This is a genomic window from Isoptericola sp. NPDC058082, assembly GCF_042885055.1.
In the GTDB taxonomy this organism is placed as follows: Bacteria; Actinomycetota; Actinomycetes; order Actinomycetales; family Cellulomonadaceae; genus Isoptericola.
The window spans coordinates 134,882-155,453 of the sequence record NZ_JBHVSQ010000009.1 but is presented as its reverse complement, the minus strand read 5'-3'; the positions used below and the strand labels follow the sequence as shown (position 1 = coordinate 155,453).

16 protein-coding genes are annotated in these 20,572 nt (G+C 74.3%); 9 read left to right on the top strand and 7 right to left on the bottom strand.

Translation table 11 applies throughout. From position 1 onward, the window contains the following. Positions 1-80: 80 nt before the first annotated feature. Both ACFVS0_RS13940 and ACFVS0_RS13935 read right to left on the bottom strand, forming a co-directional pair. On the bottom strand, positions 81-1,058 hold the full coding sequence (locus tag ACFVS0_RS13940; RefSeq protein ID WP_430588291.1) for a 1,4-dihydroxy-2-naphthoyl-CoA synthase: 978 nt from the start codon (positions 1,056-1,058) through the stop codon (positions 81-83). Continuing rightward, complete coding sequence (locus ACFVS0_RS13935; RefSeq protein ID WP_430588290.1) at positions 1,055-1,978, bottom strand: DMT family transporter; 924 nt, start codon at positions 1,976-1,978, stop codon at positions 1,055-1,057. Before ACFVS0_RS13935 ends, ACFVS0_RS13940 begins: the two co-directional genes overlap by 4 nt. Before the next feature lie 117 nt (positions 1,979-2,095). On the opposite strand from ACFVS0_RS13935, the gene ACFVS0_RS13930 reads away from it, so the two are divergent. Then, positions 2,096-3,496 (top strand): PLP-dependent aminotransferase family protein, encoded by a 1,401-nt coding sequence (locus ACFVS0_RS13930; protein ID WP_430588289.1) that lies wholly within the window; start codon positions 2,096-2,098, stop codon positions 3,494-3,496. 44 nt (positions 3,497-3,540) lie between these two features. Here the strand turns inward: ACFVS0_RS13930 and ACFVS0_RS13925 are convergent, their stop codons facing one another. Continuing rightward, positions 3,541-5,262 (bottom strand): BCCT family transporter, encoded by a 1,722-nt coding sequence (locus ACFVS0_RS13925; protein ID WP_430585353.1) that lies wholly within the window; start codon positions 5,260-5,262, stop codon positions 3,541-3,543. Positions 5,263-5,599: 337 nt separating this feature from the next. Here ACFVS0_RS13925 and ACFVS0_RS13920 point away from each other — a divergent pair, with 337 nt between their 5' ends. The 4 genes from ACFVS0_RS13920 to ACFVS0_RS13905 all read left to right on the top strand — a co-directional run bounded on the left by ACFVS0_RS13920 (position 5,600) and on the right by ACFVS0_RS13905 (position 10,631). Further along, the gene (locus ACFVS0_RS13920; RefSeq protein ID WP_430550592.1) at positions 5,600-5,767 is read left to right on the top strand and encodes a hypothetical protein; all 168 of its coding nucleotides are present in this window, start codon (positions 5,600-5,602) and stop codon (positions 5,765-5,767) included. 92 nt (positions 5,768-5,859) lie between these two features. Beyond that, entirely contained in the window at positions 5,860-6,876 is a 1,017-nt protein-coding gene (locus tag ACFVS0_RS13915) for an o-succinylbenzoate synthase (protein WP_430588288.1), read from the top strand. Then, a complete protein-coding gene (gene menD / locus ACFVS0_RS13910) occupies positions 6,873-8,711 on the top strand; it encodes a 2-succinyl-5-enolpyruvyl-6-hydroxy-3-cyclohexene-1-carboxylic-acid synthase (protein ID WP_430588287.1) in 1,839 nt (612 codons plus the stop codon). The genes ACFVS0_RS13915 and menD overlap by 4 nt, the downstream gene beginning before the upstream one ends. A 96-nt stretch (positions 8,712-8,807) precedes the next feature. After that, positions 8,808-10,631, top strand: a complete 1,824-nt coding sequence (locus ACFVS0_RS13905; RefSeq protein WP_430588286.1) for a trypsin-like peptidase domain-containing protein — start codon at positions 8,808-8,810, stop codon at positions 10,629-10,631. A gap of 140 nt (positions 10,632-10,771) precedes the next feature. Here ACFVS0_RS13905 and ACFVS0_RS13900 read toward each other — a convergent pair whose 3' ends face one another. Then, positions 10,772-11,371 carry a TetR/AcrR family transcriptional regulator gene (locus ACFVS0_RS13900; protein WP_430550588.1) on the bottom strand — a complete coding sequence of 200 codons (600 nt, stop codon included), beginning with the start codon at positions 11,369-11,371 and terminating at the stop codon, positions 10,772-10,774. A gap of 154 nt (positions 11,372-11,525) precedes the next feature. Here ACFVS0_RS13900 and ACFVS0_RS13895 point away from each other — a divergent pair, with 154 nt between their 5' ends. Beyond that, on the top strand, positions 11,526-12,116 hold the full coding sequence (locus tag ACFVS0_RS13895; protein WP_430550587.1) for a DUF6230 family protein: 591 nt from the start codon (positions 11,526-11,528) through the stop codon (positions 12,114-12,116). Positions 12,117-12,144: 28 nt separating this feature from the next. Then, on the top strand, positions 12,145-13,707 hold the full coding sequence (locus ACFVS0_RS13890; protein WP_430588285.1) for a DUF6114 domain-containing protein: 1,563 nt from the start codon (positions 12,145-12,147) through the stop codon (positions 13,705-13,707). Positions 13,708-13,725: 18 nt separating this feature from the next. Here the strand turns inward: ACFVS0_RS13890 and ACFVS0_RS13885 are convergent, their stop codons facing one another. From ACFVS0_RS13885 to ACFVS0_RS13875, 3 genes are all read right to left on the bottom strand, one after another. Further along, a complete protein-coding gene (locus ACFVS0_RS13885) occupies positions 13,726-15,162 on the bottom strand; it encodes an isochorismate synthase MenF (RefSeq protein WP_430588284.1) in 1,437 nt (478 codons plus the stop codon). Positions 15,163-15,240: 78 nt separating this feature from the next. Further along, positions 15,241-16,701 carry a nucleobase:cation symporter-2 family protein gene (locus ACFVS0_RS13880; RefSeq protein ID WP_430550584.1) on the bottom strand — a complete coding sequence of 487 codons (1,461 nt, stop codon included), beginning with the start codon at positions 16,699-16,701 and terminating at the stop codon, positions 15,241-15,243. A gap of 131 nt (positions 16,702-16,832) precedes the next feature. Further along, the gene (locus tag ACFVS0_RS13875) at positions 16,833-18,188 is read right to left on the bottom strand and encodes an 8-oxoguanine deaminase (protein WP_430588283.1); all 1,356 of its coding nucleotides are present in this window, start codon (positions 18,186-18,188) and stop codon (positions 16,833-16,835) included. Between the two features lie 161 nt (positions 18,189-18,349). Here ACFVS0_RS13875 and ACFVS0_RS13870 point away from each other — a divergent pair, with 161 nt between their 5' ends. Further along, complete coding sequence (locus tag ACFVS0_RS13870; RefSeq protein WP_430585326.1) at positions 18,350-19,045, top strand: demethylmenaquinone methyltransferase; 696 nt, start codon at positions 18,350-18,352, stop codon at positions 19,043-19,045. Between the two features lie 126 nt (positions 19,046-19,171). After that, a complete protein-coding gene (locus tag ACFVS0_RS13865) occupies positions 19,172-20,503 on the top strand; it encodes an MFS transporter (protein ID WP_430588282.1) in 1,332 nt (443 codons plus the stop codon). Positions 20,504-20,572: the final 69 nt, after the last annotated feature.

Below are 20,572 nucleotides of genomic sequence, written 5' to 3'. Positions count from 1 at the left end.
GCGGCGGGTCACAGGTCCAGGTGTGGCGCCGGCCCCCGACGCCAGGGCGTCCCTGCGGGCGCGGAAGGGATCGCGCCAGGTCAGAACGCGTACGGGAAGCGCGACCAGTCGGGGTCGCGCTTCTCGAGGAAGGCGTCGCGGCCCTCGACGGCCTCGTCGGTGAGGTAGGCGAGGCGCGTGGCCTCGCCGGCGAAGACCTGCTGACCCATGAGGCCGTCGTCGGCGAGGTTGAACGCGAACTTCAGCATCCGGACCGCCTGCGGCGACTTGCCGGCGATGGTGCGCGCGTACTCGACGGCGAGGCCCTCGAGGTCGTCGTGCTCGGCCACCTCGTTGACGCCTCCCCAGCGCTCGGCGTCGTCCGCCGAGTACTCGCGCGCGAGGAAGAAGATCTCCCGCGCGCGCTTCTGCCCCACCTGCCGGGCCAGGTACGCCGACCCGTAGCCGCCGTCGAACGAGCCGACGTCGGCGTCGGTCTGCTTGAACCGTCCGTGCTGGCGGCAGGCGATCGACAGGTCCGCCACGACGTGCAGCGAGTGCCCGCCGCCCGCGGCCCAGCCGTCCACGACGGCGATGACGACCTTGGGCATCGTGCGGATGAGTCGCTGCACCTCGAGGATGTGCAGCCGCCCGGCGCGGGCCGGGTCGACGGCGTCCGTGCCGTGCTCCTCGCCGCCGCCGTCGTCGGCGGTCGTGTACTGGTACCCGGAGCGGCCGCGGATGCGCTGGTCGCCGCCGGAGCAGAACGCCCAGCCGCCGTCCTTCGGGGACGGCCCGTTGCCGGTGAGCAGCACCGTGCCGACGTCGGAGGTCATGCGGGCGTGGTCGAGCACGCGGTAGAGCTCGTCGACGGTGTGCGGCCGGAAGGCGTTGCGCACCTCGGGGCGGTCGAACGCGACGCGCACCACGGGCAGGTCGCGGACGACGGCGCCGTCGGCGTCGCGCTCCACGCCGCGGTGGTAGGTGAGGTCGGTGAGGCCCTCGAACCCGGACACCTCGCGCCACCGCGCGGGGTCGAACGTGTGGGAGACGGTCCGGGGGAGGGGTGCGCTGCTCACGCCGTCACCCTAGTTCGTCGCCGGGACGTCAGCCCCAGCACGAGCCCCGCCGCCACGACGAGCGCTCCCGCGACGCCGTGCGCCGTCGGCGCCTCGACGCCCAGCGCGAGCGACGTCACCAGGGCGGCGACCGGCATCAGGCCGGCGAAGAGCCCGGCGCGGGCGGGGCCGACCCGGGCGAGCCCGGTGTACCAGAGCAGGAAGGCGACCGCGGTGACGACGACGGACAGGTAGGCCAGGGCCGCGAGCTCGCCGCCGTCGGGCACGGCGAGCAGAGGCCCGGGCGCGAGCAGGCCCAGCACCAGGAGCTGCGGGACCGCCGCGACGCAGGCGTACGCCGAGACGCGCAGCGGTCCCAGCGTGGGCAGCAGCGGCACGGCGAGCAGCGAGAACGCCGCCTCGCACGCGAGCGCGCCGACGGCGAGCAGCAGGCCGAGCGGGTCGGCCGACCCGAGGCCCTCGACGAGCGCCACCCCCGCCGTCACGACGACCGCCGCCGCGAGCGTCCGGGGGGCGAGGCGCCGTTCCCGGACGGCCTGCGCCCCGGCCAGCACGACGGGCGTGGCGCCCACGACCGCCCCCACCAGCGAGGGCTCGGCGTGCCGGGTGGCGAGGACGACGAACGCGCTGAACCCGGTGAGGCCCGTGGCCGCGAGCGCCAGCAGGCGGGCGGCCTGGCGCGGGCTGGGCAGCACGAACGCGACCCGTCGCCACCGCATCACGGCGAGCAGGCACAGGGCGGCGACGGCGTAGCGCACCGCCTGCCCGCCCGGCACCGGGTAGTCGGCGAGCGCGGCGGAGGCGGTGAACGACGCGCCCACGAGCGCCATCGCGGCGGCGCTGCGGGCGTACGCGCCGGCGAGGCCGTCCGTGCGGGGTGACGCGCCGGTGACGCCGGCGGGGTCGGTCGAGGTGGTCATGCGGTCGACGCTACGAACTCACCTGGTCCGGTGGGCAGGGCCAGTTCGGTCCTGGTTCACTGGGCCAGACGAGGTGTGGCCCGATGCGGGTCGTGGCCGGAGGAGGAGCGTGGCTCGATGAGGCGGCTGCAGCCGGAGGACCTGCTCCTCGTGCTCGGCGCGCGCCCGCGGACCGAGGTCGGCGGCTGGCTGCGCGACGGCCTGCGGGACGCCGTCGCGACGGGGCGGCTGGAGGCCGGGGCGACCCTGCCGTCGTCGCGCTCCGCGGCGGCCGGGCTGGGCGTCTCGCGGGGCACGGTGGCGGCGGCCGTGGACGAGCTCGTGGGGGAGGGGGTGCTGGAGAGCCGCCCGCGCTCGAGCGTCGTCGTCGCCGACCTCGACCGGCCGCCGCGCGGCACGACGGCCCGGCCCGCGCGCCCCGGCGGCGGGACCGATCGCCCGGCCAGCGTCGGGGCGCCCGACCCGGCGCTCTTCCCCCGCGCGGCCTGGTCGCGCGCCGTGCGCGACGCGATGCGCGGGCTGCCCGACGCGGAGCTGGGCTATCCGGACCCGCAGGGCCTGCTCGAGCTGCGCCACGCGCTCGCCGCGCACCTGCGGACCGCGCGCGCCGCCCCGGTCGAGGCCGAGGACGTGGTGATCGTGAGCGGCGTCGCGCAGGGGCTGGCGCTGCTCGGCGACGTGCTCGCGGGCGGGGGCGGCGGTCGGCGGGTGGTCGTCGAGGACCCGGCGTCGCCCGGGGTCGTCGCGCAGCTGCGCGACGCCGGCCTGGAGATCGTCCCGGTGCCCGTCGACGACCGCGGGCTGCGGACCGACGCCCTACCCGACGCCGCGGCGGCGGTCGTGACGCCGGCCCACCAGTTCCCGCTCGGGGTGGTGCTGGCGCCCGACCGGCGTCGCGAGCTGGTCGCCTGGGCGCAGGACGGCGACCGCCTGGTGCTGGAGGACGACTACGACGCCGAGCTCCGGTACGACCGGCAGCCCGTCGGCGCCCTGCGGGGGCTGGCCCCCGCGCACGTCGCCCTGCTCGGCTCGGTGTCGAAGCTGCTGTCCCCGGCGCTGCGGCTGGGCTGGGTGGTCGCGCCGCCCGGGGTGCGTGACGCGCTCGTCGACGCCAAGCGCCGCGCCGACCTCGGCTGCTCGGTGCCGGAGCAGGCCGCGTTCGCCCGGCTGATCGCCGACGGCGCGTACGCGCGGCACCTGCGCCGGGCACGGTTGGCGTACCGGCGCCGTCGAGGGCTCCTGCTCGACGCGCTCGCGCGGGACGCGCCGCACCTCCCCGTCGAGGGAGTCGCCGCCGGACTGCACCTCGTCGTGCGGCTGCCGGACGCCGCCGCCGAGGCGACGGCGGTGTCGGCCCTGCGAGCCGTGGACGTCCCCGCCGAGCCGTTGTCCGGCACGTCGGCGCACGCCGGGTCCTGGGGCGTCGTCGTGGGCGCCGCGCGGGTGCAGGGCTCGGCCGTGCCGCGGGTCGTCGAGGTGCTCCGGTCGGCCGCCGGAGGCGCCGGGGCTCGCGGGTAGCCGCCCAGGGTGCCCGGCGCCGGAGGGGTCCGGCGCCGTCCGCGTCAGGGCTGCGGCTCCCCGGCGTCGCGGTCGGCCCTGTCGGTGGGCTCCGCGCGGGCCACCACGTCGCCAGGGAGATCGACCTCGGCGGGCACCTCGATGCCGTCGGGCGTGATCGGCCGGTCGGAGGGTTCGACCGCGATCGCGAACTCGTCCCCGTGCTCGGTGACGCCGGCGATGACGGCCTGCTTGACGGCCTCCCGGGCGTACTTCTGCCGCACGATCATGGGGTCCTGGTTGAGGTCCCGGGTCAGCGAGACCATCAGCAGCACCATCACGACCACGAACGGCAGAGCGACCAGGATGGTGAGGTTCTGGAGGCCGGTGAGCGCGTCGTTCCCGCCCACGAGCAGCATCACCGCGGCGACCGCACCCGTCGCGACGCCCCAGAAGACGACGTTGGGGCGACTCGGTTCGGCGCTGCCGCGCTGCGACAGCGTGCCCATGACGATGGAGGCGGCGTCCGCACCGGAGACGAAGAAGATCGCGACCAGGATCATCACGACCACCGTGGTGAGCGACTGCCACGGGTACTCGCCGAGCATCCCAAACAGCTGCGCCTCCGTCTCCCCGGCGCCGGCGATGTCGGTGCCGCCCTTCTGGAGGAAGAGGCTCGCGCCACCGAAGACGCAGAACCACACGATGGTGACCAGGCTCGGCACCAGGAGGACACCGCCGACGAACTGGCGGATCGTCCGGCCGCGGGAGATCCGGGCGATGAACATGCCGACGAAGGGCGTCCACGAGATCCACCAGGCCCAGTAGAAGACGGTCCACTGCGCCAGCCAGTCGCTGGTGGAGACACCGCCGGGGGTCGAGGCGCTGTCGGCGCCGGTCCGGGCCGCCATCATCGCCAGGTCCTGGAAGTAGGTGCCGATCGAGTTCGGGATGAGGTTCAGGATGAACACCGTCGGCCCGACCACGAAGACGAACACCGCCAGCGCCAGGGCCAGCACCATGTTGATGTTCGACAGCCACTGGATGCCGCGGGCGACGCCCGAGACCGCCGAGAGCACGAAGCAGACCGTGAGCACCGCGATGATCGCGACCAGGATGCCGTTGCCCACGTCGCCGGCCCAGCCGACGACCTGCAGGCCGCTCTTGATCTGCAGCGCACCCAGCCCGAGCGAGGCGGCCGACCCGAACAGCGTCGCGAAGATCGCGAGCATGTCGATGACCTTGCCGACCGGGCCGCGTGCGTGCCGGCCCAGCAGCGGCTCGAACACCGAGGAGATCAGCTGCTTGCGGCCCTTGCGGTAGGCGCTGTAGGCGATCGCCAGCCCGACCACGGCGTAGATCGCCCAGGGGTGCAGGGTCCAGTGGAACATCGTGGTGGACATCGCGTGCTGGACGGCCTCGGGGTCGCCGGCGTCGACGGTGCCCGGCGGCGGGTCCACGTAGTGGGCGAGCGGCTCGGCGACGCCCCAGAAGATCAGCCCGATGCCCATCCCCGCGGAGAACATCATCGCCACCCAGGACACCGTGCGGAACTCGGGTGCCTCCCCGTCGGCGCCGAGCGGGATGGCGCCGAACTTGCTGATCGCCAGCCACAGGCTGTACACGACGAACAGGCTGGCGGTCAGCACGAAGAGCCAGCCCATGTTCGTGGTCACCCAGCCCAGGGCCGAGCTGGAGGCGCTCGCCAGGCTGTCCGTGTCGACGAAACCCCAGACGAGGAAGGCGACGGCCACGGCTGCGGTGACCCCGAAGACGGTCCAGTCCATCGGACTGCGCCGCTGCTCGTCGATCCCGATCGGGTAGTCCAGGGCCGGGTGCGGCACCACCTCGGCGGTGGGCGACCTGAGGGCGCGGCCGACCCTGTCCGCCGCGTCGTGCGCGTGCCGCTTCGCGCCGCGATGTTCGACCTTGTCCGATTGCTCGTTCACTGCATGACCCCGTCCGTGACTTCGACGTCGGCTCCGTGCGACCCAGGTGGGACGGCGTCCGACCGTCTCGTACCTGGTCGCCTCCTGCAACCGCTGCGGACCGTGGGCTCGCTCCTGTCGCGGCACGCCCGGGCTCCTCCCCGGCGCCGGCACCGGGCGGGCGCACGCTGAGGTCATGAGCGTGCGGGAACCGGACGACGACGTGGTGGACCCGGAGGACGTCGCGCACGAGATCTTCGTGTACGACGCCGAGACGGTCCGCCGCGACGCCGAGCGCATCGGTGGCCGGCCTGCTCCGAGCCCGTTGACGTACGTGCCGGAGCTGGTGGACTTCACCGACTGACCGCAGGGCGACCTCCGGGCGGGGGCGTCGGCGGGGCCCCGGCGCGCCCGCGTCCCGCCACCGGCCCGCGTGGCGGCCAGTAACCTGAACGGGTGCAGCTGCTGCGTGAGATCGTGTACCGCACCCCGCTGACCACCAGGTTCCGCGGCCTCGACGTGCGCGACGGCCTGCTGCTGCGGGGCGCCGCCGGCTGGGGCGAGCTGTCCCCGTTCTGGGACTACGACGACGCGGAGTCCGCGACGTGGCTGCGCGCCGCGCGCGAGGCGGCCGACGTCGGCTTCCCCGCCCCCGTGCGCGACCGTGTGCCGGTCAACGTCACCGTGCCCGCCGTCGGGCCCGAGCGGGCGCGCGAGATCGTGCTCGCGTCGGGCGGCTGCCGCACCGCCAAGGTGAAGGTCGCGCAGCGCGGCCCCGCGGTCGACGGGCGACCTGGCCCGCTCGAGCCGCTGACGGCGGAGGAGGCCCGCGTCGACGCGGTCCGCGCCGCCCTCGACGAGCTGCACGGTCCCGGCGTCGGGGCGATCCGGGTGGACGCCAACGGCGGCTGGTCCGTCGAGGAGGCGCTCGCCCGCATCCCGGTGCTCGACGCCGCCGCCGGTGGCCTGGAGTACGTCGAGCAGCCCTGCGCCACCGTGCCGGAGCTGGCCGCCGTGCGCCGTGGGCTGCGCTCGCCCGTCCCGGTCGCCGCCGACGAGTCGATCCGTCGCGCCGCCGACCCGCTGCGGGTGGTGCGCGAGGACGCCGCGGACGTCGTCGTGCTCAAGGTGCAGCCGCTCGGCGGCGTGCGCGCCTGCCTCGACCTCGCCGAGCAGGTGGGGCTGCCGGTCGTGGTGTCGTCGGCGCTGGAGTCGTCCGTCGGCCTCGCCGCCGGGGTCGCGCTCGCGGCCGCGCTGCCCGACCTGCCCTACGCCTGCGGCCTCGCGACGTCGCAGCTCCTCGCCCACGACGTCGTCGCCGACCCGCTGCTGCCGGTGGACGGCGCGCTGCTCGTGCGCCGTCCCGCACCCGACGCGGACGCCCTCGCCGCGGCCGAGCCCGACACCGCGACGCGTGAGCGCTGGCTCGCCCGGTACGCGCGTCTGTCCGCCCTGCTCGAGGAAGCCGCATGAGCGCCGTCCTGCCGCCGTCGCTCGTCGCGGCGCGGGCGCTCGTGACCGACCTCGCGCTGCAGGGGGTGCGGGACGTCGTGCTGGCGCCGGGGTCCCGGTCCGCCCCGCTCGCGTACGCGCTCGCCGAGGCCGCGGACACGGGACTGCTCACGCTGCACGTGCGCGTCGACGAGCGGTCCGCCGGCTTCCTCGCGCTGGGCCTGTCGCGGGGGGCCGAGCCCGTCCTCCGCGGCGTCGGGGACGGCGAGCAGGTCGCGCTGCCGCGGCCGGTGGCCGTCGTCACGACGTCCGGCACCGCCGTCGCCAACCTCCATCCCGCGGTCCTCGAGGCGCACCACACCGGCGTGCCCCTCGTGGTGCTCGCGGCCGACCGGCCGCACGAGCTGCGTGGCACGGGCGCCTCCCAGACCACCGACCAGGTGGGGATCTTCGGTACCGCCGTGCGGTACGACGTGGACCTCCCCGCCCCGGACGGGCGCGCGGGCGAGGTGCGCGACCTGCTCGGCACGCTCGGCCGGGCGCTCGCGGCGGCGCAGGGACTGCGCGACGGGCACCCCGGCCCCGTGCACGTGAACGTCGCGTTCCGCGACCCGCTGCACCCGCCGGAGCCGCTCGCGCCGGTCCCGCCCGAGGAGACCTGGCCCGCCGGCTTCCGCCGCACGGCCGTCGTGCCCCCCGCCCCCGCGCCGGGCGACGACCCGGCGCTGCACGGCGACCCCGCGCGCACGCTCGTCGTCGCGGGCGACGGCGCGGGACCTGTCGCCCGCGCCGTCGCCGAGGCGCAGGGCTGGCCGTTGCTCGCCGAGCCGTCGTCGGGCGCGTGCGGCGGGCCGAACGCGGTCGCGGCGTACCGCTCGGTGCTGGGCGTCGACGAGCTCACCCGCGACGTCGAGCACGTCGTCGTCTTCGGCCGCCCGACGCTGTCCCGCCCCGTGCTGCGGCTGCTGGGGCGGCCCGACGTCGTCGTCACGGTCGTCGCGCCGGGCGGCGGGCCGTGGCCGGACGCCGCCCGCAACGCCGAGGTCGTCGTCCCCGCGCTCGCCGACCGGTGGTCGTCGCCGACGGCGCCCGTCGGGGCCCGCGCCGGCGACGGCGGCGGGTTCCTCGACCGGTGGCTGGCCGCCGGACGCGCGGCCGCCGCCGTCGTGGACGCCGCGACCTCGGACGCCGCCGTCGCCGAAGGGCTGCTGACGGCCCCTCATGCCGCGCTCGCCGTCGCGCGCGCCGTCGCGTCCGTGCTCGGACCCGACGACCTGCTCGTGGTCGGCTCGTCCAACCCCGTGCGCGACCTCGACCTCGTGCTCGGGCTGGACCACCCCCAGGCCGGCGACCTGCCCGACGTGCTCGCCAACCGCGGGCTGGCCGGCATCGACGGCACCGTGTCGACCGCGACGGGAGTCGCGCACGCCGCCGCCCGCCAGGGCCGCCGCACGCGCGCGCTGGTCGGCGACCTCACGTTCCTGCACGACGTCGGAGGCCTGCTGCGCGGCCCGCACGAGCCGCCCGTCGACCTGGAGATCGTCGTGGTGAACGACGACGGCGGGTCCATCTTCGCCACGCTCGAGCACGGCGAGCTCGCGACGTCGTCCCCGCAGGGCGCCGCCACCTTCGAGCGCGTCTTCGGCACGCCGCACGGCGCCCACCTCGCCCAGCTGTGCGCCGGCTACGGCGTGGACCACCAGCTGGTGCTCGACGTCGGCTCGCTGCGGCACGCCCTCCAGGCGCCGACGTGCGGCGTGCAGGTGATCGAGGTGCACGTGCCGCGCGCCGACCGGCTCGCCGAGACGCGAGATCTCGCGGCCCGCGTCGCCGCCGCGGTACGGGAGGCGCTCTGACCTGCGACGACACGATTCGCAGGAAGTTCTCAGGTTGAACCAAGCGCCCCGCCAGGATGGGGTGGTCTCCTGGAGGCACACATCGAGGAGGGCACCATGAGCACCGACACCCCGGGCGCACCGCAGCCGTCGGGCGCCGACGAGCCGAACCGGAGCGCGAACCCCGCTGAGCAGCCGACCGAGCGGCCGGCCGTCCAGCCGGGCGAGCAGCCGGGCGCCGCGGACCGCACCGCGCCGCAGCCGGCCACGCAGGACACCCAGCACCTCATCGTCCAGCCGACCCAGCAGCTCCCCACCCAGGGGCCCCCGCAGCCGCCCGCTCCGCAGCAGGCGTCGCAGCAGCACGGCGCCCAGCAGCCGCGCTACGGGCAGATGGCTCCCGGGTCGCCGTACTCCACGCAGCAGCACCCGCAGGGTGCGCCGCAGCAGTACCCGCAGGCGCAGCACCCGCAGCAGGGTCAGCACCCGCAGGCGCAGCACCCGCAGCAGGGCCAGCACCCGCAGGGCCAGCCGTACGGCCAGGGCCCGGGCAACCCGTACGCCCTGGGCCAGACGTCCTCGCAGCAGGGGCCCGGGGGAGGGACCGCCACCAAGCGCGAGCGGTCCGTCTGGGTCCCCGTGGCCAGCGCGGCCGTCATCGCGGCCGTCCTCGCGAGCCTGGGTACCGCCGCGGCGACCGGCGCGTTCGACGCGGGCAACCCGTCGTCGCTGGCGAGCGTCGGCTCGTCCGCGCAGTCCACCGACGAGGCCCCGGTCAAGAACTCGACCTCGAGCAACCCGGACTGGGAGGCCGTCACGACGGCCGTGGCCCCGTCCGTGGTCGCCATCCAGGTGCAGAGCCAGTCCGGCGGCGCCGAGGGCTCCGGCGTGATCTTCGACGACCAGGGCCACATCGTCACCAACAACCACGTCGTCTCGGGCGCGCAGGACGACACCGTGCAGGTCACCCTGTCCGACGGCCGCCTGTACGAGGCGACCATCGTGGGCACCGACCCGACCACCGACCTGGCCGTCGTCAAGCTGAAGAACCCGCCGGACGACCTGAAGCCCGCGTCGTTCGGCTCGTCCGACGACGTCACGGTGGGCGACGCCGTGCTGGCCGTCGGCAACCCGCTGGGCCTGGCGAACACCGCCACCACGGGCATCGTGTCGGCGGTGGACCGCCCGGTCTCGGCGTCGGGGGAGGACGGCAGCACGCAGGTCGTCACCAACGCGATCCAGATCGACGCGGCGATCAACCCCGGCAACTCCGGCGGCCCCCTGTTCAACGCGCAGGGCCAGGTCATCGGCATCACGTCGTCGATCGCGACGATGTCGAGCGGCATGAGCGGCGAGCAGTCCGGCTCGATCGGGCTCGGGTTCGCCATCCCGGTGAACCTCGCGACCAACATCGCCGACCAGCTCATCAAGGACGGCTCGGCGGAGCACGCCTTCCTCGGCGTGACCATGCAGGACGCGACGGCCACGGCCGACGGAGTCACCCGCCGCGGCGCCCAGGTGGCCGAGGTGTCGTCCGGGTCTCCCGCCGCGGACGCCGGTCTCCAGGCCGGCGACGTGATCGTCGCGATCGACGACGACGCCGTCAACGGCGCCGAGTCGCTCACCGCGTACGTCCGGGAGAAGGCGGCCGACCAGAAGGTCACGCTGACCTACGTCCGTGACGGCAAGACGCAGACCGTCGACGTGACCCTCGCGGTCCGCGACGAGTCGGCCACGGATCAGGGCGGCTCGGGGCAGAACGACCAGAACGGCCAGGACCCGAACGGCCAGAACGGCCAGGACGGTCAGGGCCAGGACGGCCAGGGCCAGGGTGACCAGAACGGTCAGGACCAGGGCCAGGGCGGTTCCGACTCGACCGACCCGGGCAACCTGCCCGGCTGGCTCGAGGACCTGCTCCAGGGCGGCAGCGGCAACAACTGAGCCGCGGCCGGCCGGTCCACGCACCGGCCGGCCGCACCAGCAGCCCCGCGGGCCTGCGACGACTCCCCCTCCCCGTCGCGGCCCGCGGGGCTTTGCCGTGCGCGGACCGGCGGGTCCGAGGGGGAGCGCGGCGGGTTGGCTCAGTCGGCCGCGGGGTGCAGTGCGGCGAGGACGCCGAGCGCGCTGCGCTCGAGGAAGTCGGCGAGGTCGGACGGGGCGATGTCGGGGTCGGTCGCGGCCTCGACGAGCGCCTGCTCGGCGAACGAGATCCAGGAGTGCAGCGCGACCTCGAGCAGGGGGGTGGGGGCGACGCCGATCTCCTGGAAGGCGTCGCGCAGGTGCCCGGCCAGCACGTCGCGCGCGTGCTGGATGGTGGCGCGCACGTGCTCGTCGCCGGAGGCCGCGCCGCGCACGAGCGAGTAGAAGGTCGCGTCGTGGTCGTGCACGAACTCCACGAACCGGTCGAGGGTGTCGCGCAGGCGTTCGCGCGGCGGCAGCTCGGGCCGCGGCTGCGTGGCGTGCAGCATCGCGTCGCGCGCGGTGCGGACGATGGCGGAGTGCAGGCCCTGGCGGTTGCCGAAGTAGTAGTGGACGAGCCCGGGGGAGACGCCGGCCTGCGCCGCGAGGTCCTCGACGGTGACGGCCTCCAGGGGCCGGTCGGCCAGCGCGGCCACCCCGAGCGCGACGAGCTGCTGCCGGCGTTCGTCGGGGCTCATCCGGGTGCGTCGCGCGACTGCCATGACCCGAGCATATGGCCGTTTCACGAGGTGACGGCGTCGCCCGCAGGGTGAAGCGCCGCGGGCAACCGTTGCTATTGACGCCGCCTCAGTAAGGGGCGTACCGTCGCCACTCGTCGGCGACACAGGGGTCGCCATGTCGTCTGTTGGAGGGGAAATGAAGCTCAGCGCACTGACGCGCACGCGTCGAGGCCGTGCGATGCTCGCGGCGGTCCCGACGGTGGCGGTGATCGGCGTTCTCATGGGCGGCGTCGCCCAGGGCGCCGTTCCGGTGTCGATGGCGATCTCGGGCCAGCAGTTCAAGATCGCGGCCGACAAGCTCGACGGGACCGGCTTCTCGCAGTACGCCGGCGAGTCCAAGGACGCCGACGGCAAGTCGCGCCCCGTGGCGATCGCCAACATCAAGGACGCGACGCTGCACAACCTGTGCCAGTCGGTGAAGGTCCCCGGCATGCCGCTGGGCCTGCTCATCTCCGCGGGGACCAACCCCAAGAACCCGGTCACGGCGACCGACCTGCAGATCGGCATGAGCGACCTGCGCGGCACCGCGCAGTTCAACCAGATCCGGATCGGCGTCGACGCCTCCACCGTGAACACCAAGGCGCACGGCAGCAAGGGCGACTTCGCGATGGACTCCGACGCGATCACCATCGACGACCTCAAGCAGGTCTCGACGAGCACGTCGGCCGCGGTCTTCAAGCTCACCGACCTGCACCTGAAGATCTCCGACGGCACCGAGTGCTTCTGAGCGGCCCCGGCGACCAGGGAGACCAGGCGTGAGCGACGAGAACACCTCGATCCCCGAGACGTCCCCCGAGCCGTCCGCGGCGTCGGCCCCGGTGCCGTCCCCGGTGTCGACCCCGGAGGTGCCGGCCACCCGCCGCCAGCGGTTCGCCGCCTGGCGGCGGGACCGGCCCTTCTGGGGCGGCACGCTCGCGATCCTGTCGGGCCTGGTGCTGTGGTTCTCCGGCCGGCTGCAGATCGACAACTTCGAGATCCAGCTCGGCATCGAGGGCATGCAGTCGACGCTGCTGCCCGTGGCGCTGGTGCTCCTCGGCGCCCTCGTGATGACGCAGCCGCAGTTCCGCGTGTTCTACGGCGTGATCACGCTGGCGATCTCGGTCTACTCGCTGCTGGGCGTGAACCTGGGCGGCTTCGGCGTCGGCATGGTCCTCGGCGTCGTCGGCGGCATCCTCGCGGTCTCGTGGATGCCGCGGCCCGCGGCCGAGGCCGCCGAGGCGGAGCCTGCGGCGGACGACGTGCCCGCGACGGCGCCGGACCGCGACGCCGCCCCGGCGCCCGCCGACCCGCGAGAGGTGCAGGAGGTCGGCCTCGCCGAGCTGCTGCCGTTCGACGAGGAGCCGGCCCGCGGCGGCCGGCACGTGGCCGTCGTCGCGGCGGTCGTCGTGCTCGCCCTCGGGGGCACGGGGACGACGGCGGTCGAGGCGGCCGCGGCGCCCGCGGCGCAGGTGCGCGCGGCGTCGGACTGCTGGGACCCGCTGGGGTGGCTCGAGTGGGCCTGCGGCAGCGACGACGACGAAGAGTCGACGCCCAGCCCCTCGCCGTCCGTGTCTCAGGACGCCGGCGGTTCCGGCGAGGCCACGGACGACAGCGGCACCGGGGCGACGGACGACGGCGCGTCCGCCGGCGACGGGACGGCCGCCGACGCGTCCGGCGCGGAGGACGACGCCCCGAAGGGCTCCGACGCGAAGGACGCCGACGGCAAGGACGCCGACAAGGACGGCAAGGCCGAGGAGGACACCCCGGCCGAGGAGCAGGCGCAGGACGACGTCGAGAAGGAGTTCAAGCTCGAGCTCGGCCCCTGCGCGCGGATCACGTTCGGCGGCGAGTACGACATCAACGTCTCGCTGCCGGGGGACTGTGGCAAGCGCGAGGACGCCAACGTGTTCTCCGTCGACGGTGAGCTGGAGACGCGGGACCTGCAGCTGCCGCTCACCGGCATCAACGGCATCGACGTGGTCAACGTGCCCGTGACGAACGACGGTCCGCGACGCGACGCGCTGCGCATCAACGTCGACTACGTCAAGGTGCCGGGGTTCTGGCTCAAGACCTACGCCGACAACAACGGCAAGGTCGGCGGCACGGTCACCGACGCGGACTACGTCTCGATGGAGGGCGACGCGCAGATGTACATCTCGTCCATCCACGCGGACCTGCCCGACGGGGACGACTGGGCCGAGCTGGGCGAGAAGATCGCGGCGGGCGCGTCGCCGGTCGAGATGCTGCTCGGTCTGACCGACGCGCGGATCGGCCTCATGGGGGCCACCTCGGACAAGCAGGTCTGGTCCGGCTTCCGCGAGCAGGTCTGGGAGGAGTAGGCGCCTCGGCGTCGGGCGTCAGTCCGCGCCGAGCGCCCACCGCATGGGCACGAGCTTCGCCTCGGACTCGGCGAGCTCGGCCTCCGGGTCGGAGGCGGCGACGATGCCGCAGCCGGCGAACAGCCGCACGTGCCGCGGGTCGGCGGCCGAGAGCTCGGCGGACCGCAGCGCGATGCCCCACTCGCCGTCGCCGTCGGCGCCGACCCACCCGACCGGACCGGCGTAGCGGGACCGGTCCATCCCCTCGATCTCGCGGATGAGGTCGCGGGCGACGTTCGTCGGCGTCCCGCACACGGCGGCCGACGGGTGCAGCGCGGCCGCCAGGGTGAGCGAGGACGGCGCCCGCCCGGCCGCGTCGCGGCCGTGGTCGAGGACGCGGTCGAGGACTCCCGTGACGTCGGACGCGAGGTGCATGACGTTCGGCAGGTGCAGCACGAACGGGGCGTCCGGCACGTTCATCGACGAGCAGAACGGCTCGAGCGCGGCCGCCACGGAGCGCACGGCGTACTCGTGCTCCTCGAGGTCCTTGGAGGAGCGGGCGAGCTGCGCCGCGTGCAGCAGGGCGTCGTCGTCCGACATCCCGGCCTCGCGGCGGATGGTGCCGGCCAGCACGCGGGAGGTCACGAGCCCCTTCTCGCTGCGCACCAGGAGCTCGGGGGTGGCGCCGACCATGCCGGAGACGGAGAACGTCCAGCAGGCCTCGTAGCGGTCGGCGAGGCGGCGCAGCAGCCACCGCGGGTCCAGGGGGTGCTCGGTGGTGGCGAGGACGTCGCGCGCCAGCACCACCTTCTCGAGGTCTCCCGACTGGATGCGGGCCACGCCCTCGCGCACGACGGCGGGCCAGTCCGCCGCGGCGACGGCGCCGTCGGCGAAACGGACGCGGCCGGGAGCGGCGACCTCCGTGCGCGGCTCGCGGCGCAGGGCGGCGGTGCCCGGCACGGCGTCGAGGCTCGCGCCGGGGGTGATGGTGGTCATCCAGGTGACGCCGGCACGGCGCCCGACGACGACGCGCGGCACCACGAGCGACCCGTCCGGCCGCGGGTGGCCGGCGTCGTCGCCGTCCTGGTCGTCGAGCTGGCCGGCGTCGTCGAAGGCGAAGGTGCCGAACGCGACGGGCCCCGTGCCGGGCAGGCGCACGTCGTCGCGCACCACGGCCCGCTGGAGGGTGGCCTGCCAGGCGGCCTCGGCGTCGGCGAACCGGCCGGGCCCGAAGGTGTCGAAGCGGAGCGCCTCGCCCCAGCCGACGATGCCGTCGCCGCGCCGCACCCAGCTCAGCGGGCGGGTGTCCGGCAGGAGGTCGACGAGGGCGGTGAGACCGCCGGGAAGGTCGTCGATCCGGGAGGTGCGGACCAGGAGCGCGAGGGGCTCCGTGGCCGGCGCTGTCGCGGGATCGGGGCTGGTGCCGGTGGTCGTGCCCGGGAGGGGGCGCGGCGCCGGCAGGGGCGTGGCGGACATCGGCTCCAGGGTACGCCCGACGGTCCGCCACGCCCCGCTCACGGTGCGAGGGTCAGCCTCGTGTGCTGCGGCGACGACTCACCTCGAGGTCGCCTCGCCCTCCCGGCGGTTGGACCGGTTGAGCACGCCGTCGTCGGCGAGGTCCTCGAGCTGCTCGTCGTCGACGGCCTTGCTCGCGGTGCCCTTGACGAAGACCGAGGGGTTCTCGGGCGTGCCGGCCTTGATGTGGTTGAACAGGATGTTCAGCAGGATCGCCATCAGCGCGGCCGAGCTGATCCCCGAGTGGAAGATGGTGCCGAACCACGTGGGGAACTGGTCGTAGAAGTCGGGCTTCGCGATCGGGATCATGCCGAACGAGATCGACGCCGCCACGATGATGAGGTTCATCGAGTTCTTGTAGTCGACCTTGGCCAGGGTGCGGATGCCCGACGCCGCCACCGACCCGAACAGCACCACGCCGGCGCCGCCGAGCACGGGGGTCGGGACGGCGGCCACGACGCGGCCCAGCACCGGCAGCAGGCCGAGGACCACGAGGATCACGCCGCCGGCCGACACCACGAAGCGCGACTTCACGCCGGTGATCGCGACGAGGCCCACGTTCTGGGCGAACGCGGACTGCGTGAACGAGCCGAAGACCGGCGACACGACGGACGACGCCATGTCGGCGCGCAGGCCGTTCGCGATCCGCTTGCGGTCCACCTTCGTGCCGACGATCTCGCCGACGGCGATGATGTCCGCGGTCGTCTCCGTGAGCGTCACCAGGATGACGATGAGCATCGAGACGATGGCGGCGACCTCGAACGTCGGCGCGCCGAAGCTGAACGGCGTCGGGAACGCGAACACCGGGCCCTCGCCGACGCCGGCGAAGTCCGCCATCCCGAGGGCGAGCGCGATCAGGGTGCCGGCGACGATCGCGATGAGGATCGACAGCCGCGAGACGACGCCGGAGCCCACCTTGGACAGCAGGATGACGATCGCGAAGGTGAGGAACGCGAGCCCGATGTTGCTCGTGGAGCCGTAGTCGGGCGCCTCGGCGTTCCCGCCCATCGCCCAGTTCGCCGCCACCGGCATGAGGGTCAGGCCGATCGTCGTGATGACGACGCCGGTGACCACGGGCGGGAAGAACCGGATGATCTGGGCGAAGAACGGCGTGATGAGGAACCCGATCGCCGACGCGACGAGCACCGCGCCGAGGACGGCGGGGATCCCGCCGCCGCCCCCGACGATCGCGACCATGGTCGAGACGCCGGCGAACGACACGCCCTGCACCAGCGGGAGCTGGGAGCCGAAGAACTTGATCCCGACCGTCTGCAGGATCGTCGCCAGGCCGCCCATGAAGAGCGAGGCGGCGATGAGCGTGCCGATCTCCGCCGAGGTGAGCCCGGCGGCGCCGCCCACGATGAGCGGCGGGGCGATGATGCCGCCGTACATCGTCAGGACGTGCTGGAAGCCGTACCCGAACGTCGCGCCGATCGGCAGGCGCTCGTCCTCGGGGCGGGCGGGACCGGTCGCCGCGCGGGTGGTAGCGGACCGTGACATAGCGGACCTCCTCGTTCGCTATCGATGGTCTTCACTCTTCCGGTGTGCGGAAGAAGCCTTCCACTATTCGACCGGCAAGTGTGATCTGTGTCAACCCCTTCCGGGGGGTGGATCTGGGACCTTCTGCGGCCTCAGCCCGCGACGAGTCGGCGCGCCGCCTCGCGGTGCTCGGCCAGGAGGGCCGGCAGGTCGAGGCCGACCACCGCGCCGTCGACGACGCGCCACCCGCCGCCGACCATCACCCGGTCGGCGCGGTCCGCGCCGCACAGCAGGAGCGCGGCGACCGGGTCGTGCGAGCCCGAGAAGCGGGGCTCGTCGAGCCGCCACAGCGCGAGGTCGGCCTGCTTGCCGACGGCAAGCACGCCGAGGTCGTCGCGCCCCAGGACGCGCGCGGAGCCGCGCGTGGCCCAGCCCAGGGCGCGTGCGACCGGCACGGAGGCGCCGTACTTGAGCCGCTGCAGGTACAGCGCCTGGCGGGCCTCGGGCATCATCGTCGACGCGTCGTTCGACGCGGAGCCGTCCACGCCGAGGCCCACCGGCGCGCCGGCGTCCTCCAGCTCCAGCACCCGTGCGATCCCGGACGCGAGCCGCATGTTCGACGTCGGGCAGTGCGCCACCCCGGTGCCCGCCGCGCCGAGCCGGGCGATCTCGGCGTCGTCGAAGTGGATGCCGTGGCCCAGCCAGGCCCGGTCGGTGAGCCAGCCGACCGACTCGAGGTAGTCCACCGTGCGCATGCCGAACCGCTCGCGCAGGAAGTCCTCCTCGTCGATCGTCTCCGCCAGGTGGGTGTGCAGGCGCACGTCGTGCCGCTCGGCCAGCTCGGCGGTGTCGCGCATGGTCGAGGGCGTCACCGAGAACGGCGAGCACGGCGCCAGCGCGATCTGCACCCGCGCCCCCTCGCCCCGCTCGTGGTACGTGGAGATCAGTCGCTCGGAGTCGGCCAGGATCGTGTCCGGGTCCTGCACCACGGACTGCGGCGGCAGCCCGCCGTCGTCCGTGCCGAGCGACATCGAGCCGCGCGTCAGCGTGGCGCGCATCCCGAGCTCGCGGACCGCCGCGACCTGGATGTCGATCGCGTCGTCCAGCCCCGCCGGGAACACGTAGTGGTGGTCGGCCGCCGTGGTGCAGCCGGACAGCAGCAGCTCGGTCAGCGCGACCTTCGTCGCGAGCTCGTGAGCGCGGGGCGTGAGGCGCGCCCAGACCGGGTAGAGCGTGGTGAGCCAGGGGAACAGCTCGGCGTCGGCGACCGGCCCCCAGGCGCGCGTGAGGGTCTGGTAGAAGTGATGGTGCGTGTTGATCAGGCCGGGCGTGACCACGTGCTCGGACGCGTCGAACGTCTCGTCGACCGGTGCCGACGGGCTCGCACCCGCCGCGACCAGCTCGGTGATCACGCCGCCCGCGACGACGACGCCGCCGCGGGCGTCGGGGGCGTCGGGCCCGTCGTCGGCGGTGAAGACGGCCAGCGGGTTCTTGATCCAGGTGCTCATCGGTGCCTCCATGGCGGCGGCACCGGGGGAGCGGCGCCGCGTCGCGCCGGCTCAGTGGTCCTGTCTGCCGATCCAGGGAGCGACGGCACCGCGCCGTCCTCTGCCGCGACGGTAGGTGAGCGGCGCTCGGCGCGTCAACGGTGCGTGCGACCATGACGTCCATGTCCCGCGCCAGCCTGGAGAAGAAGCCCGCCGAGGTCGCGTCGATGTTCGACGGGATCGCCGAGCGCTACGACCTCGTCAACGACCTCGTCTCCCTGGGCCAGGACCGGCGGTGGCGCCGCGCGGTGGTGGACGCCGTCGCGGCCGTCCCCGGCGAGCGGGTGCTCGACCTCGCGGCCGGCACCGGCACCTCGAGCGAGCCGTTCGCCGCCGACGGCGCGCTGGTGGTGCCGTCCGACTTCAGCCTCGGCATGCTCGCGGTGGGCAAGGAGCGCCGTCCGGACCTGTCGTTCGTCGCGGGCGACGCCACCCGGCTGCCGTTCGCGGACGGCGCGTTCGACGCGGTGACGATCAGCTTCGGGCTGCGCAACGTGGTGGACACCGACGCCGCCCTGCGCGAGATGCTGCGCGTCGTGCGTCCCGGCGGGCGGGTGGTGATCTGCGAGTTCTCCACGCCCACCTGGGCGCCCTTCCGCACGGTGTACATGGAGTACCTCATGCGCGCGCTGCCGGTGGTGGCGGGCGCCGTGACGCGCGACCGAGGGTCCTACGACTACCTCGCCGAGTCCATCCGGAGCTGGCCCGACCAGGCGGCCCTCGGCCGCCGGATGATCGACGCCGGCTGGGACCGCGTGTCCTACCGCAACCTCACCGGCGGCATCGTCGCCCTGCACCGGGCCGTGCGCCCGGCCTGACCGCGTCGCGCGGTCCCGACCTCGGGCTTTGACGTCCCCGAGGGCCCCGGCGTATCGTCGCTTCGATCCTGAAACGATTCAAAGACGACGTTCGGCACGACGACGTACGCAGGGAAGGCACGGTCGATGACGACACCACACAGCGCGACGCGCCCGACGCAGGGCGGCGGGACCCGCCTGCACGGCTACCGGGCGACCGTCGCGGTCGCGATGTCCAACTACATCGAGGCGGGCTCGATCATCGCGCTCGCCACCAGCCTCACGCTCTGGCAGGAGCACTTCGGGCTGAGCAACCTCGCCGTCGGGCTCGCCGCGGCCCTGAGCGCCAACGCGTTCGGCGCGGCGGTGGGCGCCATGATCGGCGGGCCGCTCGGCGACCGGTACGGGCGCAAGTTCATCTACACCTACGACCTGCTGCTCTACATGCTCGGCACGGCCTTCATCGTGTTCGCCGGGGCGCCGTGGATGCTGTTCGTCGGCATCGTCCTCACCGGCATCGCCGTGGGCGCGGGCGTCCCCGTGGCGTGGACGTACATCGCGGAGGAGGCCCCCGACGACCAGCGTGCCCGGCACGTCGGCACCGCCCAGCTCGCGTGGTCGCTCGGGCCGTTCGTCGGCTTCGTGCTCGCGACGGCGCTGGTCCCGCTCGGCCTGCTGGGCAGCCGCATCATCTTCGCGCACCTGTTCGTCATCGCCTTCGTCACCTGGTGGGTGCGGCGCGGGCTTGCCGAGTCCGACGTCTGGAAGCGGTCGAACGCCAAGCAGGTCGCCCTCGGCCGCAAGCGGCGCGGCTTCCGCGAGCTGATCTCGCACCCGCAGAACGTCAAGGCGCTGCTGTTCCTCGTCGGCGTCTACGCCCTGTGGAACACGGTCGCCGGGCAGGCCGGCATCTTCATGCCCCGCGTCTACCAGACCGCGGGCGTCGAGAGCGCCGTCGCGCAGAACCTGCTGCAGGTGCTGGTGTGGGGCCTGACGTCGGCCGCCACCTTCTGGGGCTTCATGAGGTACGGCGACCGGGTGAGCCGCCGGCTGCTCTACGGCATCGGCGCGGTCATGGCCGTCGCCGCGTGGATGATCCTCGCCTTCGTCCCGCACGTCTCGATGCCCCTGCTCATCGCGTACGCCGTCCTGTGGGGCGTGTCCGCCGGCATCGGCGCGCAGGCGTTCTACGCGCTGTGGACGGCCGAGCTGTTCGCCACCGCGTACCGCGCGTCGGCGCAGGGCGTGCTGTTCTTCGTCGCCCGCATCGCGGTGGGCCTGCTCAGCTACCTGTTCCCGACGATGCTCGCCGAGCAGGGTGTGCCGTTCGTCGGCGGCATCATGGTCGCGCTCCTGGTCGCCTCGCTCGTCATCGGCGTCGTGTGGACCCCCGACACCGCCGGCAAGAGCCTCAAGGAGATCGAGCAGGAGCGCTACGGCGCCGACCTCGACGACGCGGAGGTCTCGGGCGTCCGCTGACGCCGTCGCAGGGATCCGTTCGGCAGCGGGTGGATCAGCTCGGCACGTGGCGGTGCCGAGCTGATCCAC

Bases quoted from the DNA above. Each gene is read 5' to 3' on its own strand.
- ACFVS0_RS13865 (WP_430588282.1), top strand. From the start codon at position 19,172: ATGACGACACCACACAGCGCGACGCGCCCGACGCAGGGCGGCGGGACC.
- ACFVS0_RS13895 (WP_430550587.1), top strand. From the start codon at position 11,526: ATGAAGCTCAGCGCACTGACGCGCACGCGTCGAGGCCGTGCGATGCTC.
- ACFVS0_RS13905 (WP_430588286.1), top strand. From the start codon at position 8,808: ATGAGCACCGACACCCCGGGCGCACCGCAGCCGTCGGGCGCCGACGAG.
- ACFVS0_RS13900 (WP_430550588.1), bottom strand. From the start codon at position 11,371: ATGGCAGTCGCGCGACGCACCCGGATGAGCCCCGACGAACGCCGGCAG.
- menD (WP_430588287.1), top strand. From the start codon at position 6,873: ATGAGCGCCGTCCTGCCGCCGTCGCTCGTCGCGGCGCGGGCGCTCGTG.
- ACFVS0_RS13920 (WP_430550592.1), top strand. From the start codon at position 5,600: ATGAGCGTGCGGGAACCGGACGACGACGTGGTGGACCCGGAGGACGTC.
- ACFVS0_RS13880 (WP_430550584.1), bottom strand. From the start codon at position 16,701: ATGTCACGGTCCGCTACCACCCGCGCGGCGACCGGTCCCGCCCGCCCC.
- ACFVS0_RS13930 (WP_430588289.1), top strand. From the start codon at position 2,096: ATGAGGCGGCTGCAGCCGGAGGACCTGCTCCTCGTGCTCGGCGCGCGC.
- ACFVS0_RS13935 (WP_430588290.1), bottom strand. From the start codon at position 1,978: ATGACCACCTCGACCGACCCCGCCGGCGTCACCGGCGCGTCACCCCGC.
- ACFVS0_RS13885 (WP_430588284.1), bottom strand. From the start codon at position 15,162: ATGTCCGCCACGCCCCTGCCGGCGCCGCGCCCCCTCCCGGGCACGACC.
- ACFVS0_RS13870 (WP_430585326.1), top strand. From the start codon at position 18,350: ATGTCCCGCGCCAGCCTGGAGAAGAAGCCCGCCGAGGTCGCGTCGATG.
- ACFVS0_RS13925 (WP_430585353.1), bottom strand. From the start codon at position 5,262: ATGGACTGGACCGTCTTCGGGGTCACCGCAGCCGTGGCCGTCGCCTTC.
- ACFVS0_RS13875 (WP_430588283.1), bottom strand. From the start codon at position 18,188: ATGAGCACCTGGATCAAGAACCCGCTGGCCGTCTTCACCGCCGACGAC.